12 protein-coding genes are annotated in these 16,295 nt (G+C 48.0%); 10 read left to right on the forward strand and 2 right to left on the reverse strand.

Annotated elements, in window-relative coordinates; all coding sequences use genetic code 11:
• Nucleotides 1-32: 32 nt before the first annotated feature.
• The 3 genes from MJO46_RS12805 (at nucleotide 33) to glmS (ending at nucleotide 4,972) form a co-directional block, all read left to right on the forward strand.
• Entirely contained in the window at nucleotides 33-2,126 is a 2,094-nt protein-coding gene (locus tag MJO46_RS12805; protein ID WP_253989619.1) for a TonB-dependent siderophore receptor, read from the forward strand.
• 201 nt (nucleotides 2,127-2,327) lie between these two features.
• A complete protein-coding gene (locus tag MJO46_RS12810; protein ID WP_253989620.1) occupies nucleotides 2,328-3,098 on the forward strand; it encodes a DeoR/GlpR family DNA-binding transcription regulator in 771 nt (256 codons plus the stop codon).
• Nucleotides 3,099-3,142: 44 nt separating this feature from the next.
• Nucleotides 3,143-4,972: a glutamine--fructose-6-phosphate transaminase (isomerizing) gene (gene glmS / locus MJO46_RS12815; protein ID WP_253989621.1), complete on the forward strand. Its 1,830-nt coding sequence runs from the start codon at nucleotides 3,143-3,145 to the stop codon at nucleotides 4,970-4,972.
• Nucleotides 4,973-5,198: 226 nt separating this feature from the next.
• Here glmS and MJO46_RS12820 read toward each other — a convergent pair whose 3' ends face one another.
• Entirely contained in the window at nucleotides 5,199-6,578 is a 1,380-nt protein-coding gene (locus MJO46_RS12820; protein ID WP_253989622.1) for an MATE family efflux transporter, read from the reverse strand.
• Entirely contained in the window at nucleotides 6,578-7,984 is a 1,407-nt protein-coding gene (locus tag MJO46_RS12825; protein WP_253989623.1) for an efflux transporter outer membrane subunit, read from the reverse strand. The genes MJO46_RS12820 and MJO46_RS12825 overlap by 1 nt, the downstream gene beginning before the upstream one ends.
• A 153-nt stretch (nucleotides 7,985-8,137) precedes the next feature.
• Between MJO46_RS12825 and MJO46_RS12830 the strand changes: the two genes are divergently transcribed.
• The 7 genes from MJO46_RS12830 to MJO46_RS12860 all read left to right on the forward strand — a co-directional run bounded on the left by MJO46_RS12830 (nucleotide 8,138) and on the right by MJO46_RS12860 (nucleotide 16,216).
• On the forward strand, nucleotides 8,138-8,755 hold the full coding sequence (locus MJO46_RS12830) for a TetR/AcrR family transcriptional regulator (protein ID WP_253989624.1): 618 nt from the start codon (nucleotides 8,138-8,140) through the stop codon (nucleotides 8,753-8,755).
• Between the two features lie 183 nt (nucleotides 8,756-8,938).
• Complete coding sequence (locus MJO46_RS12835) at nucleotides 8,939-9,949, forward strand: efflux RND transporter periplasmic adaptor subunit (protein ID WP_216841343.1); 1,011 nt, start codon at nucleotides 8,939-8,941, stop codon at nucleotides 9,947-9,949.
• Complete coding sequence (locus MJO46_RS12840; protein ID WP_253989625.1) at nucleotides 9,946-13,011, forward strand: efflux RND transporter permease subunit; 3,066 nt, start codon at nucleotides 9,946-9,948, stop codon at nucleotides 13,009-13,011. Before MJO46_RS12835 ends, MJO46_RS12840 begins: the two co-directional genes overlap by 4 nt.
• 41 nt (nucleotides 13,012-13,052) lie before the next feature.
• The gene (locus tag MJO46_RS12845) at nucleotides 13,053-13,862 is read left to right on the forward strand and encodes an oxidoreductase (RefSeq protein WP_253989626.1); all 810 of its coding nucleotides are present in this window, start codon (nucleotides 13,053-13,055) and stop codon (nucleotides 13,860-13,862) included.
• Nucleotides 13,862-15,151, forward strand: coding sequence for a beta-ketoacyl-ACP synthase II (gene fabF / locus MJO46_RS12850; protein ID WP_253989627.1), 1,290 nt, complete (start codon nucleotides 13,862-13,864; stop codon nucleotides 15,149-15,151). The genes MJO46_RS12845 and fabF overlap by 1 nt, the downstream gene beginning before the upstream one ends.
• A gap of 383 nt (nucleotides 15,152-15,534) precedes the next feature.
• A complete protein-coding gene (locus MJO46_RS12855; protein ID WP_253989628.1) occupies nucleotides 15,535-15,831 on the forward strand; it encodes a hypothetical protein in 297 nt (98 codons plus the stop codon).
• An 88-nt stretch (nucleotides 15,832-15,919) separates the two neighbouring features.
• Nucleotides 15,920-16,216 carry a hypothetical protein gene (locus MJO46_RS12860; RefSeq protein ID WP_107884526.1) on the forward strand — a complete coding sequence of 99 codons (297 nt, stop codon included), beginning with the start codon at nucleotides 15,920-15,922 and terminating at the stop codon, nucleotides 16,214-16,216.
• The last annotated feature ends 79 nt before the right edge of the window (nucleotides 16,217-16,295 follow it).

Raw genomic sequence — 16,295 nt, forward strand, 5'->3', positions numbered from 1 at the left:
CTAAGACTAAAGGTCTATTTGAGGTGTTGGGAATGGTATTTAATTATTCAGTTGTGGGTTTGGCCGTAGGTGCGGCATTGATGGCTATGCCTGTGATGGCAGAGGCGCCAAACGATGCAAATATTGAGCGCATTAATGTCACTGGCCGTACTTTTAACGATTATAAAGTCGGTACAGCATCGGGCGCTATGCGCGGTGATATTGACTTAATGGATACCCCGCAATCCGTCAATGTGATCCCCGATTTTGTTACCGATGAACAGTTGGCCACTAACCTTGCCGAGGTTTTAGTTAACGATTCGAGCGTAACGGCGGGAACCACACGCTGGAACCGTCAAGTCTTTAGTATCCGCGGTTTTGAGATTGATTCGGGTAATGGTTATCTTATTAATGGCCATCAACAGTGGTCCCACTATGTACAACCCATTGAAACCCTGCAGCAGGTCGAAGTGTTAAAAGGCCCTTCGAGCATGTTGTACGGCCAATCTGGCCCTGGTGGTTTAGTGAATATGGTCACTAAGAAACCGACCTATGATTCAATGTTAGATCTTGGTTTTGATACCGATGGCTATGGTTCAACCCGTGCGCAATTAGATGCTGGTGGTAGTTTAAATGACGCTCAAAGCATTCGTTACCGCGGAGTTTTAGTTAAGCAAGATACTAAATACTGGCGTGAATATTCGACCACAGAGGAAAACCAAGAGCGTGATCGCTGGTTGGGTTACTTAAACTTAGAATTTGATATCAGTGATGATGTTTTGTTATCTGTGAAGTACGATCACACCCAAGATAAAGCGGGCATAGATGCGGGTGGCTGGTTAGATAAACAAGGTAATGTTATCGGCGAGCGTAAAACCGTTTGGGATGCGCCTTGGGCCTTTACCGATAATACAGTTTCTAACTTAGGTACCGATCTGACTTGGCAGATGAGTGACGACTGGAAAGTTAAAGTCGGCTATAACGATCAACAATTTAATCGTCAACGTTTTGATTCGGCTCCGCAATACTCTGAAGATCCGTTTACTAATGGCTATAAAATCAAGCCATTCGATCGTTACGACGATTGGCAGCATAAAACCGCTTTCGTGGATTTTACGGGTGAATTTGCCTTAGCGGGTATGGAGCATCAATTCCTTATTGGGGCTAACTACTTAGATTATTTCTACCAGCAGCAAATTCAGCGTGGGGCAACTCAAACTGTGATTCCTGGGCAAGCGGTCATTGAGCCGGATCTTGATTACCACAATGGTAATAAAAGTACCCCGAGTGAATACAAGTATTACGGTTTCTATCTGCAGGATTTGATGACCTTAAACGAGCAATGGAAATTACTCGCTGGCGTACGTTACGATGAACAGAAGAAAGACGGTGAAGGTGAAAACAGCTATGCCGTGTCGCCTAAGTTTGGAGTGATCTACTCGCCAATGAGTAATGGCAATATCTACGTTAACTATTCAAAAAGCTTTACACCACAAGGCGCGGTAAATGACGAGTTCGATGTCAACGATGGCCTGAATTTAAAGCCTGAATACGGTATTCAATATGAACTGGGTACTAAGTGGGAGTTGTTTGACGATAGCCTGCTATTAACCGCAGCAATATTCGATATCACACTCGAAAACATCACAATTTCAGAGAAATTACCTGCACCAATTGGTGATTATACCGATATCACCACTCAGGGTGGCGAACAGAAACACCGCGGCTTTGAAATGGGAGCGCAGGGGCAAATCGGTGATAGCTGGTTTGTGACTTCTTCTATGATGTATTTAAATGCAGAGTATCAAACGGGAGATGCCCGTGAAGGTAAAACGCCGATCGATGCCCCTGAGTGGTCGGCCAATATCTGGACCCGATACGAAGTGACTGATAATTTCGCGATGAACTTCGGTGCTATTTATGTGGGTGAGCGTTTTGCCGACCTCGATAACACTATTACTAAAGATGGTTATGTGCGTTTCGATATAGGTGCGGCCTACACTATGGCTATCATGGGTAAAGATGTGAGTCTTCGCGCCAACGTGAGAAACCTCTTCGATACCGATTATATCGATGGTGGTCAGTACAATATGGTCACTATTGGCCAAGACCGTAACTTCAGTGTTGCCGTTGAAGCTAAGTTCTAATATTTCCTCAAGTTTTATCTTTAATAAAGCAGTTTATCTCTAGGGGTAAGCTGCTTTTTTTATTGGCTGATTTATAAAATCACTATTACAGAAGGATAAAAAATTACGCAGGATCATGCAAAAGTGTGTTTCGAATACTAGCAAAAAAGTTTCGTTTCACTATAATGCACCTTTCGAAACGAAACTTATCTGAAAGGTTTTATGAACAAACGAAACACACAGCAGCGTCGCCACAGCATAATCACCATATTGAACGAACAGGGTGAAGTGAGCGTTGATGAACTGTCGTTACGTTTTGAAACCTCAGAAGTGACTATTCGCAAGGATCTCGCCGCGCTTGAGAAAACGGGCCTGCTATTACGCCGTTACGGTGGCGCCGTGGCGATCCCCGATGAAGTGACCCAACAGTTTTCTGCCAAAATTGCACCCAATAAACTGTCGATTGCCAAAACTGCGGCGCAGCTGATTAAAGATCATAACCGTATCATTATCGATAGTGGCACTACGACCTCAGGCTTGATTGAACAGCTAAATGATAAGCGTGGGCTGGTGGTGATGACGAATGCCCTGCACCTTGCCAATGCCATCCATGAGCTTGAAAACGAGCCAACCCTATTGATGACTGGTGGAACTTGGGACCCGCATTCTGAATCCTTTCAAGGCCAAGTCGCCGAGCAAGTGCTGCGTTCCTATAACTTCGACCAACTGTTTATAGGTGCCGATGGTATTGATCTCGAACGCGGTACCACCACCTTTAACGAGTTAACCGGCCTAAGCAAAGTGATGGCTGAAGTGTCTCGTGAAGTGATCGTGATGGTGGACTCAGACAAAATCGGCAAGCGGATCCCTAACTTAGAGTTACCGTGGGCCAAGGTCAGTGTGTTGGTCACCGACGATCGTATTAACGAGAGTGTTAAAAAACAAATTTCAGATCAGGGCGTGCGAGTCATGCTAGCGCCCTACGCTCAATAGACAAAATAGCTTAACAACTTCATTTTAATTTATAGGTAAAGACTATGTGTGGAATCGTAGGCGCCGTGGCGCAAAGGGATGTGGCTGAAATTCTGGTAGAAGGCTTACGCCGCTTAGAATATCGTGGATATGACTCCGCAGGCGTTGCCGTTATTCACAATGGTGAACTGAGTCGCACGCGCCGTGTGGGTAAAGTACAAGAATTAACCACAGCATTAAATGAAGCGCCATTAGTGGGCGGAACTGGTATTGCGCACACACGCTGGGCGACCCACGGTGAGCCGAGTGAACGTAATGCTCACCCGCATTTATCCCAAGGCGATATTGCGGTAGTGCACAACGGCATTATTGAAAACCACCATAAATTGCGCGAAATGCTTAAAGGTTTGGGCTATCAGTTTAATTCTGATACCGACACCGAAGTGATTTGTCACTTAGTACACCATGAGCTGAAAAGCCACAACACCTTGCTTGGTGCCGTACAAGCCACAGTGAAACAACTCGAAGGTGCCTATGGCACAGTGGTTATCGACCGTCGTGATAGTGAACGTATGGTGGTGGCTCGCTCAGGTAGTCCCTTGGTGATTGGTTATGGTTTAGGTGAAAACTTTGTCGCCTCTGACCAACTGGCACTCTTACCTGTGACTCGCTCATTCGCCTTCTTAGAAGAAGGTGATGTCGCCGAAGTGACTCGCCGCAGCGTGAGCATTTTTGACTTAAACGGCAATCCCGTTGAGCGTGAAATTAAAGAATCAGAAATCACCCACGATGCCGGTGATAAAGGCGAATATCGCCACTATATGCTGAAAGAGATTTACGAGCAGCCATTGGCACTGACGCGTACCATCGAAGGTCGTATCGCCAATAAGCAAGTATTAGACACGGCGTTTGGTGAAAAAGCAGCTGACTTCTTAAAAGATATCAAACATGTGCAAATCATCGCCTGTGGCACTAGCTACCATGCTGGCATGGCGGCGCGTTACTGGTTAGAAGATTGGGCGGGCGTGTCTTGTAATGTCGAAATCGCCTCTGAGTTCCGTTACCGCAAGTCGCACTTATTCCCAAATAGCCTATTGGTGACGATTTCACAATCTGGCGAAACTGCCGATACCTTAGCGGCTATGCGTTTAGCGAAAGAAATGGGTTACAAAGCCACATTGACGATTTGTAATGCGCCAGGTTCATCACTGGTACGCGAATCAGATATGGCTTACATGATGAAAGCGGGCGCCGAAATCGGTGTGGCATCCACTAAAGCCTTCACAGTACAGCTTGCAGGCTTGCTAATGTTGACTGCGGTGATCGGTCGCCACAATGGTATGTCTGAGCAAATGCAGGCCCAAATCACTCAAAGCCTACAATCTATGCCTGCCAAAGTGGAACAAGCTTTAGGCTTAGATGCTGCGATTGCCGAACTGGCCGAAGATTTTGCCGATAAACATCATGCTTTATTCCTTGGCCGTGGCGATCAATACCCGATTGCGATGGAAGGTGCGTTAAAGCTGAAAGAGATTTCTTACATTCATGCCGAAGCCTATGCCTCTGGTGAACTAAAACACGGCCCACTGGCACTTATCGATGCCGATATGCCTGTGATCGTGGTGGCGCCAAACAATGAACTGTTAGAAAAACTGAAATCGAACGTAGAAGAAGTGCGTGCCCGCGGTGGCCTAATGTATGTGTTTGCCGATGTGGATGCCGAGTTTGAGTCCGACGACACTATGAAGGTAATCCCAGTGCCACATTGCGACATCTTTATGGCACCGCTGATCTACACTATTCCATTACAGTTGCTCTCATATCATGTGGCCTTAATCAAAGGCACCGACGTGGATCAACCACGCAACCTCGCAAAATCTGTAACAGTCGAATAAATATAAGTATTCAAATAAAAACCGCTGTGGGAGAGTAATAAAGTCTCATACTGAGTATTATAGTATCATACTAAAATGGCAGCTATCTCATAGGTACGCTGCCATTTCTAAACCCTTTATGCCTCATTCGGTGTTTCGATGGCTGTTGAGCAATCCTGTTCGTCCATTTACGTTGACCAAATTTTAGTAATGTTCAGAGAGTCTATGGAATCGGTATCATTTCACCTTATGGCTTAAATATGAGCCTCATTGAAACAACGGTAACTGTGAAGTACACCAAGATACTCACAACCAAGAGGCTGAATAGCGTAGACAACCCTGCGTCAAAATTCATAACAGCTACCCACCCAATAAACGCTGCAATTATCATCCTTATAGTGCCTGCCAGTACTGGCCAAAATACTCGTTTCATCCCTATCGCGGCAAAATAAAGTGTCATTCCTACCGCAATAAAACCATAAAAAGGTGCAATTTTACCCAAGTAGCTTGTGCCGATGCTAAGTACGTTTTTATCTTCGCTAAATACCGTGAGCCACAGTTCTGGAAAAGTTCCAATAATTAATCCTATCGATGTCATAAATAGAAACGCAATCATCGCTCCAATTTTGGTGATTTTTCGAGCTCGATGTAACTGGCCTGCGCCAATATTAATGCCAATTATTGTAATAATGGCTGTGCCTAAACCAAATAGCAGCGGAACCTGTAAATACTCTAATCTTGAGGCAATACCATACCCGGCGACGGCATCAGGGCCAAACTTACCAACAGTGGCAGTTACAATGGCGACGGTTAAGTTTATTTGGACTGTTCCAATGGAAGCCAACACACCTACACCAAGTATATCTTTGAATAACTGGGGTTTTATGGGACTTATTGATAGGCTAAGAATACTCTTTGGCGACATCATGTGTTTCACCAAAAATACGGTGGCTAATAGGTAATATATTAAGATCGCGATGCCAGCGCCTTTGACACCAAATGATGGGATTGGCCCCCATCCAAATATCAGGGCTGGCGACAATGGCAACAGAATGAATGCCCCAACTAAGGTGACCAATGCAGGGGTCTTTGTGTCCCCAACTCCCCTAAGTGATGCCGACAACATTGCCACCGCCCAGATGAGTGGCGAGGTTATAAACACAATATTTGAATATGAAAGTGCTGCGTTCAGTGATGGCCCGGAAACCCCCATCGCCTCATACAAAAATGGACCACCAAGGATAAGTGCTCCAGCAAAGAGCAGTCCTATTGCTATGGCAATCACAATACCATGCCAAACTAAGGATTGGACTTCTTCCTGTTTTCCAGCTCCCAATGCCCTTGCTATTGCGGACGATAAACCACTTCCTATCCCTCCGTTAGCCATCATTTGCATGAGCATCAATACCGGAAAAACAACAGATATCCCTGCTAAAACATCTGCTCCAAGAGCGCTCACAAAATATGTTTCCATAATGCCAACGAAGGTTTGGATGACTAACACTGCAAGTGTTGGTAACGCCAGTTTGAGCATTATTGGGATAATAGGGCCTTCTAGGATGTCATTGGTCTTTCTTGTTACCGATGATGTTTGATTCGAATTTAATTCCGGCGAAGATGCTGACATTATGGAGTCTTCTCATCAGCTTGCCAGCCTCCGCCTAGTGCTTTATAGGCAGCTATTGCTGACGTTATGGTCTCGGCTCTTGCAAGCGTTTCTTCATCCGATGCTCGCAGTAAACTTTCATCAGCCTGTAGTACCTCCAACTTGCTGGCTATTCCCTTCTGGTATGCGGAAAATGAGGCGTTACGTGCATGCTGAAGAGCGTCAACCTCCTGCGATACAATCTCAGTCTGTTGTTCCCGTTTTGCTAATGTTGAGAACGTGTTTTCGACATCTTCAGTGGCTTTCAGAACCGCCAGTCTATAGGCAGCAAGCATTTCTGCTTCACGGCCTTTCGCCTGCGCAATCTGGGCATCTATTCGACCAAAATCAAACAATCGCCAACGTAAACCTAGGACGCCAGCCGCTTGGTTAGCGCCGTTGCTAAATAAATTTCCTTCTGTAATTGAGGTAGCACTTCCTAGCAGTCCACTCAATGAAAATTTGGGGTAATATTCGGCAATTGCGGCACCAATCTTTGCATTTGACTCTGCCAGATGCCGCTCTGCAATAATGAGGTCAGGGCGACGTGTGAGCAATTCACCGGGCGTCCCCATGTTGATAGTCTTCGGGATTGAGGGAAGCGGGACGATTGCAGCAAGTTCTACGCGATGTGATCCAGGAAGCGTACCCAGTATCACGTCTAGTGCGTTCATTGTTGTCTCTAGGCTTGCTTCCATCAGAGGAACAGTCGCCTGATATTGAGCGAGCATAGCTTGTGTTTGATGGACTTGGCGTTCAGGCACTAACCCCTTGCTGTAAAGGAGATTGGTCATATCGAGCATTTGCTGCTGCGTTTCTACTTGTTTACGAGCGATGTCTAGTCGAGCTTGTATGGCGCGAATGTTGACATAGATGCTGGCGGTTTGCGCGGCTACGACCAGTCGTGTGGCCGCAATTCCTGCCGACGTTGCTTGGTATTCAGCTAGAGCTGCCTCTCGGTCTCTGCGGAGACCGCCAAACAAATCTAGTTCCCAACTTGCGTTCAGGTTGGTTTCGTAACTGCTGCCATAACGATCAAAACTTGGGGATGAGTTCAATACTTGTCCCAAAGGGGTTTCTACTGATTGGTAAGCGCGAGCGGCTTGTCCGGAGATACTGCCCGATGGGAGTAGAGCTGCATTGGCTGCTCCTAGCCCTGCTCTTGCTTGAGCCAGTCGAGCCGTTGCTTGAGCCAGATCAAGGTTCTGGTCTAGGGCAATGGCGATGTAATGAGTTAATTGCGCGTCACCAAATTTTTCCCACCACACGTCTAGCTGAGCATCGATCGTTGTTTCTTGTTTGCCAACAGAGCTCTGCCCATAAAAGTGATTGGGGGTAGATAGTTTCGGAGGGATATAGTCAGGCCCTACAGCACAGCCAGCTAACATACTGGTTACCGTAAGTATGATGAATGAGTGTTTTAGACGCATATTATTACCAAGGATTGACAACGAGTGACTATGTTACCATTTGGTCACTCGTTGTCAATCTGGCCGTGACGCGTTAGAATTCTGATATGTATGAAAGTCAGAGAAAAGGTTATGAGTGAAGAGCACAACAGTCCTACATTGAATCGAGGTCCTGTTGATCATGATGTGCGGGATCAGATTGTTATTGCTGCAACAGAACATTTCAGCCGCTACGGTTACGGTAAAACTACTGTCTCAGATTTGGCGAAATCAATAGGTTTTTCAAAAGCATATATATACAAATTCTTTTCCTCTAAACAGGCCATTGGGGAAAGCATCTGTACAAACTGTTTAGGTGAAATTGAGGCCGATGTTCGAAAAGCGATAGAGGATGTTGACCAACCGCCAGAGAAGCTACGCCGAATGTTTAAAGAAATTGTTCAGGCAAGCTTTCGGTTATTTTCCCAAGACCAAAAGCTCTATGAAATTGCCGCTTCAGCCGCTGCAGAACGTTGGCAGGCAACCATTTACTATGAGCAAAACATCAAGGCGCTCCTGCAAGGGATCCTTCAAGAAGGGCGTCAATCGGGAGATTTTGAGCGTAAAACACCGTTAGATGAAATAACAACAGCCATTTATCTTGTCATGAGGCCATATATGAATCCCCTCATGTTGCAACATAATTTTGACTTCATTGAAGAGGCTCCTGTCCAGCTCTCAAATTTGGTTCTTCGTAGTCTTGCACCATAAAACTGATGTGACTATTGACTAATTTGGTCACTAGAATAATAATTGCACTCCTGAACAGTTCTTCATGGAGGCTTATGTATGTCTCGTCACAACATACTTACAATAGCAATTATTACTTCGTTACCGCTGGTCTTGACGGCTTGCGGCGAAGAAAACAAAACTGATCCACGTACCGAAGCGCCATTGGTACGGACCGTTAAAATTGATTCGCCTCGTGCTGAATCTCGCTCATTCACTGGTGTCGTAGCGGCTCGTATAGAAAGCGACCTTGGTTTTCGGGTATCCGGTAAGGTGCTAAAACGCCTTGTGGATACCGGGCAAATGGTGAAGCGGGGTCAAGTACTGATGCAACTTGACCCAGTAGACCTAAAGCTTGCGGCTCATGCCCAACAAGAGGCGGTTGTAGCGGCTGAAGCTAAGGCGAAACAAGCGGCGGAAGATGAGGCTCGATACCGGGATTTGCGTGGTACTGGCGCTATATCTGCCTCAGCTTACGATCAAGTAAAAGCAGCTGCGGATACGGCAGCTGCTCAACTTCGTGCAGCACAAGCACAAGCTGAAGTGGCAATCAATGCTACTCGGTATACGGATCTTGTCGCCGATGCTGATGGGACTGTGGTTGCAACGCTTACTGAGCCTGGGCAAGTTGTCAGTGCTGGTCAGATAGTTGTCCGAGTTGCACACGCCGGGGCTCGTGAAGCAGTGATCCAACTACCTGAAACTCTGCGGCCTTCATTGGGTTCTTCTGGGCAGGCACAGCTTTTTGGTCGGCCTGATATGACGTCGGTTGCAACGCTCAGACAGCTTTCAGATGCTGCAGACCCAATGACTCGTACCTTTGAAGCGCGATATGTTTTGACAGGAACGCTTGGCAGTGCACCTTTAGGTTCCACTGTAACCGTCAAGATTGCTAACGATGCTTTGACAACAGAAGGTAGTTTCAATGTTCCACTTGGGGCTTTATTCGACGCGGGTAAAGGAGCTGGCGTTTGGAGTATCAATGGCACACCTACAAAAGTTTCGTGGCGTCCAGTCACCGTTCTAAACATTAGCGATAATTTTGCACGTGTCTCCGGCCAAATCAATCAAGGTGATCTGATAGTAGCACTTGGTTCTCACTTGTTGCATGAGGGTGAACTGGTGCGCGTCTCAGTTCCAGCCTCGACTACTACCGTCGCGGGAGTTCGTCCATGAGTGAGCATCGTTTTAACCTGTCAGCACTTGCGGTGCGCGAACGTAGCGTAACATTGTTTCTGATCTTCCTGATCGCTGCCGCCGGTATCCTCGCGTTTTTCCAGCTTGGGCGTGCAGAAGATCCACCATTTACCATCAAGCAGATGACAATCGTCACCGCTTGGCCAGGGGCCACGGCGCAGGAGATGCAAGATCAGGTCGCCGAACCGCTGGAAAAACGCCTACAGGAGTTGCGCTGGTACGACCGCGCGGAAACCTATACCCGCCCCGGACTAGCCTTCACCACACTTTTCCTGCTCGACAGCACACCGCCTTCTGAGGTTCAGGAGCAATTTTATCAGACCCGCAAGAAGATGGGAGATGAGGCCAAAAATTTGCCGGCAGGTGTCATCGGGCCTCTCCTCAACGATGAATATGCCGATGTGACGTTTGCGCTCTTCGCACTCAAAGCCAAAGGCGAACCGCAGCGATTACTGGTGCGGGATGCGGAAACCTTACGCCAGCAACTGTTGCACGTTCCCGGGGTGAAGAAAGTCAATATCATCGGCGAGCAACCTGAACGCATTTTCGTCTCGTTCTCCCACGACCGATTGGCAACGCTTGGCGTCACACCGCAGGATATCTTCGCTGCGCTCAACAACCAAAACGTACTAACTCCGGCAGGCTCCATCGAAACCAACGGGCCGCAAGTGTTTGTACGTGTCGACGGCGCATTCGATAACCTAGAGAAAATCCGTCAGACGCCAATCGTGGTGCAGGGAAGGACACTGAAATTATCCGATGTCGCCACCGTCGAGCGTGGTTATGAAGACCCCTCGACCTTCATGGTTCGCAGCAACGGTGAACCAGCGTTGTTGCTGGGCATCGTGATGCGTGATGACTGGAATGGGCTTAAGCTCGGCGAAGCGCTTGAAGCGGAAGTCACCAAAATCAACGCAGCGCTGCCCCTAGGCATGACCTTGAGCAAAGTGACTGATCAGGCCGTCAATATCAGTTCGGCTGTCGACGAGTTTATGGTCAAATTTTTTGTCGCCTTGCTGGTGGTGATGGTGGTGTGTTTTGTCAGTATGGGCTGGCGCGTCGGTATTGTGGTTGCCGCGGCAGTTCCGCTGACGCTGGCAGCGGTGTTTGTCATCATGGCCGCCAGCGGCAAGAATTTCGACCGCATCACGCTGGGTTCGCTGATTCTTGCGCTGGGCTTGCTAGTGGATGACGCCATCATCGCCATCGAAATGATGGTGGTGAAAATGGAAGAGGGTTATAGCCGCATCAAAGCATCTGCCTACGCCTGGAGTCATACGGCAGCGCCGATGCTCTCTGGCACACTGGTTACCGCCATCGGCTTTATGCCGAACGGGTTCGCCCGCTCAACCGCTGGTGAATACACCAGCAATATGTTCTGGATTGTCGGTATTGCGCTGATAGCCTCTTGGGTGGTGGCGGTAGTGTTTACCCCCTATCTGGGGGTGAAAATGCTGCCGGATATCAAGCAGGTTGAAGGCGGACATGACGCCATTTATAACACCCGTAACTACAACCGTTTTCGACAAGTGCTGGGGGCTGTTATTACCCGCAAATGGATCGTCGCTGGTGCGGTTATCATGCTGTTTGTGGTCTCTGTACTTGGTATGGGGGCCGTCAAGAAGCAGTTCTTCCCGACTTCTGATCGGCCAGAAGTGCTTGTGGAAGTGCAAATGCCGTATGGCACCTCGATTGAACAAACCAGCTCCACCACCGCGAAAGTTGAAGCTTGGCTAGCGCAGCAGCAAGAAGCGCGCGTTGTGACATCTTATATCGGCCAAGGTGCGCCGCGTTTCTTCTTGGCAATGTCGCCTGAATTGCCCGATCCGTCGTTTGCCAAAATCGTGGTACTGGCTGGTAACGACAAAGAGCGTGAAGCCCTCAAGTTCAGGTTGCGCGAGGCGATAGCCGGCGGCTTAGCACCGGAAGCTCAGGTGCGTGTCACTCAGATAGTGTTTGGCCCGCCGTCACCGTTCTCCGTCGCCTACCGTGTCATGGGGCCGGCCCCAGACAAGCTGCGCACCATCGCCGATGAAATCAAAACCGTCATGCGCGCTAGTCCGATGATGCTCACCGTCAATACCGACTGGGGGCCGCGCGTTCCAACGCTGCACTTCACTCTCAATCAGGATCGACTCCATGCGGTGGGGCTGACCACCAATTCGGTGTCCTTGCAACTGCAGTTCCTGCTGAGTGGAGTACCGATTACCGCGGTACGCGAAGATATTCGTTCAGTGCAGGTTGTCGGCCGAGCTGCCGGTGACATCCGTCTTGATCCGGCTAAGATCGGCGATTTTACGCTGGTCGGTTCCGCAGGGCAGCGTATTCCGTTGTCTCAGGTGGGGTCGGTGGATGTGCGCATGGAAGATCCGATCCTGCGACGCCGTGACCGCACGCCGACTATCACGGTTCGCGGTGACATCGCCGAAGGACTGCAGCCGCCGGACGTTTCCACCACCATCATGACCCAGTTGCAGCCGATTATCGAGGATCTTCCGGCAGGCTACCGGATTGAACAGGCGGGCGCTATCGAGGAATCCGCTAAGGCGACTGTCGCCATGCTGCCGCTGTTCCCGATCATGATTGCCCTTACGCTGCTCATCATCATTTTGCAGGTGCGTTCGATTGCGGCGATGGTGATGGTGTTCCTGACCAGTCCGCTGGGGTTGATCGGCGTGGTGCCGACCTTGCTGCTGTTCCAGCAACCGTTCGGCATTAACGCGCTGGTTGGCCTGATTGCGTTATCAGGGATCCTGATGCGTAACACGCTGATACTGATTGGGCAGATCCACCACAACGAACAGGAGGGGCTGGACCCATTTCGTGCGGTCGTCGAAGCCACCGTACAGCGAGCCCGACCGGTGCTGCTGACGGCGCTGGCGGCAATTCTGGCGTTCATCCCTCTAACCCATTCGGTGTTCTGGGGCACGCTGGCCTATACGCTGATTGGCGGCACGTTGGCCGGGACAATCCTGACGCTGGTGTTTCTGCCAGCTATGTATTCTATCTGGTTCAAGATTAGACCTAGCCAAAGTAGCTGAGGTTTACGTGATTAACGTATGCATTTTGAGAGGAAATTATTATGTCAAGTAACGCTAAAGTTGTCGTAGTGACGGGCGTTTCGTCGGGAATAGGGCGCGTAACGGCAGAAATGTTTTTTAAAAGAGGGTGCAAAGTATTTGGCACCGTTCGAAATCTCGAAAAAGCTGAGCCGATTCAAGGCGTAGCACTGATCGAAATGGATATTCGGGATGAAGGTTCTATTCAACGTGGGATTGCGTCCATCATTGCCGAAGCTAAACACATTGATGTGCTTGTTAACAGCGCGGGTGTCACGCTACTCGGTGCAACGGAGGAATCCTCCATTGCAGAAGGTCAAGCACTGTTCGATACCAATGTCTGGGGTATGCTCCGCACGATACAAGCGGTGTTACCTTATATGCGGCTACAGCATGCTGGCCGCATAGTGAATATTAGCTCTGTACTGGGATTCCTTCCTGCGCCTTACATGGGGCTATATTCGGCGTCCAAGCATGCGGTTGAGGGCTTGTCGGAAACGCTAGACCATGAAGTTCGAGAATTTGGTATTCGTGTAGCACTTGTCGAGCCTTCATTTACCAAAACCAACCTTGATATTAATGCCCCGGTTGTTGCATCCCCTATTTCGGCATACAACTCAACCCGTGACATTGTCTCTCAGGCGATACAACAGAACGTGCATAAAGCACCACACCCGGATGATGTTGCCGCAACAGTCGTCAATGCTGCGCTCGGTGCTTGGAAAATGCGCCATACACCAAAAGGTGAAGCTTCATTGCTGAGGAAGTTGCGCCGTTTTATGCCAGCCACTCCGGTAGAAAAAGGGATCAGAAAAACATTCGGGATGAAATAATGAACAGAACCAACGAAGTGCGAATTGTTGTCTCCGGTGTGGGTGTTGTAAGCCCCTTAGGTGTTGGTGCCGATAGGGTCTGGCAACGATTGCTAGCTGGGCAATCAGGAATTCGGAATCTACCTAAAGACGTAGCTGATGGAACAGGAACGACAGTGGGTGGCTTAGTCCCTACATTGGAAGAAGACCCTCTAGCAGGTTATGACCCCGATCGTGTTATTCCGGTTAAAGAACGTAAAAAGATGGACCGCTTCATTGAGTTTGCTCTGGTTGCAGCAGATGAAGCGCTAACACAAGCAAACTGGCATCCAGTAGCGGTAAAGGAGCAAGAACGAACTGCCACGATTATTGCGTCGGGAGTTGGAGGATTCGGAGCGATTGCTGAGGCGATTCGTACCACAGATTCCCGAGGCCCTCGTCGCCTATCACCGTTTACTGCACCTTCCTTTCTTGCCAATATGGCGGCGGGCCAGATATCCATCAGGTATGGATTCAAAGGGCCTCTGGGCGCTCCGGTTACAGCGTGTGCGGCTGGCGTTCAGGCTATCGGTGATGCAGCTAGGCTTATTCGGAGCGGTGAGGCGGATATTGCGATATGCGGGGGAACAGAGGCCGCTATCGATCGAGTTACGCTCGGATGTTTTGCTACTGCTCGCGCTTTATCGACTGGGTTTAACGATAATCCTCAGGAAGCCTCACGTCCCTTTGACCGAGACCGTGATGGATTTGTGATGGCCGAAGGTGCGGGGTTACTGGTTATTGAATCATTGGAGCATGCGAAGGCGAGAGGCGCTCAGCCTATCGCTGAAATTGTTGGATATGGAACTAGCGCAGATGCTTACCACCTAACCGCTGGCCCAGAGGACGGTAATGGTGCCCAGCGAGCTATGCAACAAGCTTTGATGCAAGCGGGGATAGCCCCAAGTGAGGTGCAGCATATCAATGCGCATGCTACCTCAACTCAAGTTGGAGATAAGAGTGAACTGGCAGCTATCCGAACTGTATTTGGTGAAGGTTCGGATGTGGCAATCACGTCAACAAAATCCAGCACAGGCCACTTACTTGGAGCCGCAGGCGGAATAGAAGCTATTTTCACTCTGCTGGCAATCAGAGACCAAATTGTACCTCCAACGTTGAATCTTAATCATCCAGATGAGCTCGCTCTGGGTCTGAATCTAGTTAAAACTAAAAAGGATGTAAACATTCAGCACGCACTATCAAACGGATTTGGTTTTGGGGGAGTCAACGCCAGCGTGGTGTTTCGGCGTTGGGACCAAGAGTCGCGTTAACACGTTAACTTTGACACCGGAAATACCTACCCTAACATTCAGAAGCAGCCATTAAACTGGTTGTGAATAAGTTGAAGTGCTCGACAACGGATGGCATGACCAAAGTGAGAGGAAAGGTCAATCCTTTCCTTTTACATATTTATATACTTCAAACTTGAGAATTAGTGTGCTTGGAATTGGATAAGGGTTACAAAAAGTAATGTCACTGATTATGTTCGAAAGAAAACTCAAAATCGTTTGTGTCCCAAACCTTGTTTTATGTACAAGTGTTGTTAAGTTATCCACGTTTGGTAACGCGAAAAATAGGCTTTTTTATTGGTGACAATTCACTTTGGTAAATTGGTGTTACACTCATAAAAAATCGATTAGTGAGGTATTGATATATGAGTACCAAAGAGTGGATTTATCAAGAAAATGAGCTGTTTGGGCTTTATCAGGAAATTACCTTCGACAAGGATAATGACAATCCCGCTGTTATTGAAATAACCAATCCTATTGATTTCAAAATAATTTATGAGTCGAATGCTGAAGGTAAATTTTTCGGAAGGCTGGACGCTGAAATACCAGCAGATGTGTTTGATAAAATTGCGATTGCTTGGTGCAAAAAGCGAAAGTTGCAAGGTGCTTTAGGTGGTCCAGTTGGTTTGGAGCTTGGGGGGCCAAACTGTGATTGGGATTAGGCCTGATTTATATTTTATATAAGTGAAAGTGAATATATGAACTATTTTGAAGAGGACCCCTTCTAGGTAACGTAAACCTGGAGGGTGTATGAAAAAGCTAAAATCACATTACATACAGACTATTAATGAGGAACATTCAAAATATTTATGGTGGCGATATCCCACTATTCGTAGCGGTTTCCATAAATATTTTAGTACTAAACAAGAAAAAAGTTTTTACTTCATGCATTTGATTGAATGCAAGGGGTATCCAGTTAAACTTCGTGCTGCTCGTGGGAAACTGTTAGCAGATTCTTGGGATGATTACCCTTCACATGTCTTTGATGTAGCAAAAAGTTGGAAGCATAACTCAAAAAGAAAGCACCAATATTACCGTTTAGGTTGATAGTACTATAAGGTCATCAGCTCTAAAAAAGAGAGGTAATAAAGTTGCATACTAAAACCATCGTCATTATGCTCGATTA

It is taken from the genome of Shewanella sp. KJ2020, assembly GCF_024197625.1.
GTDB lineage: Bacteria > Pseudomonadota > Gammaproteobacteria > Enterobacterales > Shewanellaceae > Shewanella.

Excerpts from the sequence above, each read along its gene's own strand:
- MJO46_RS12805 (WP_253989619.1), top strand. The coding sequence starts at position 33 with ATGGTATTTAATTATTCAGTTGTGGGTTTGGCCGTAGGTGCGGCATTG.
- MJO46_RS12810 (WP_253989620.1), top strand. The coding sequence starts at position 2,328 with ATGAACAAACGAAACACACAGCAGCGTCGCCACAGCATAATCACCATA.
- glmS (WP_253989621.1), top strand. The coding sequence starts at position 3,143 with ATGTGTGGAATCGTAGGCGCCGTGGCGCAAAGGGATGTGGCTGAAATT.
- MJO46_RS12820 (WP_253989622.1), bottom strand. The coding sequence starts at position 6,578 with ATGTCAGCATCTTCGCCGGAATTAAATTCGAATCAAACATCATCGGTA.
- MJO46_RS12825 (WP_253989623.1), bottom strand. The coding sequence starts at position 7,984 with ATGTTAGCTGGCTGTGCTGTAGGGCCTGACTATATCCCTCCGAAACTA.
- MJO46_RS12830 (WP_253989624.1), top strand. The coding sequence starts at position 8,138 with ATGAGTGAAGAGCACAACAGTCCTACATTGAATCGAGGTCCTGTTGAT.
- MJO46_RS12840 (WP_253989625.1), top strand. The coding sequence starts at position 9,946 with ATGAGTGAGCATCGTTTTAACCTGTCAGCACTTGCGGTGCGCGAACGT.
- MJO46_RS12845 (WP_253989626.1), top strand. The coding sequence starts at position 13,053 with ATGTCAAGTAACGCTAAAGTTGTCGTAGTGACGGGCGTTTCGTCGGGA.
- fabF (WP_253989627.1), top strand. The coding sequence starts at position 13,862 with ATGAACAGAACCAACGAAGTGCGAATTGTTGTCTCCGGTGTGGGTGTT.
- MJO46_RS12855 (WP_253989628.1), top strand. The coding sequence starts at position 15,535 with ATGAGTACCAAAGAGTGGATTTATCAAGAAAATGAGCTGTTTGGGCTT.
- MJO46_RS12860 (WP_107884526.1), top strand. The coding sequence starts at position 15,920 with ATGAAAAAGCTAAAATCACATTACATACAGACTATTAATGAGGAACAT.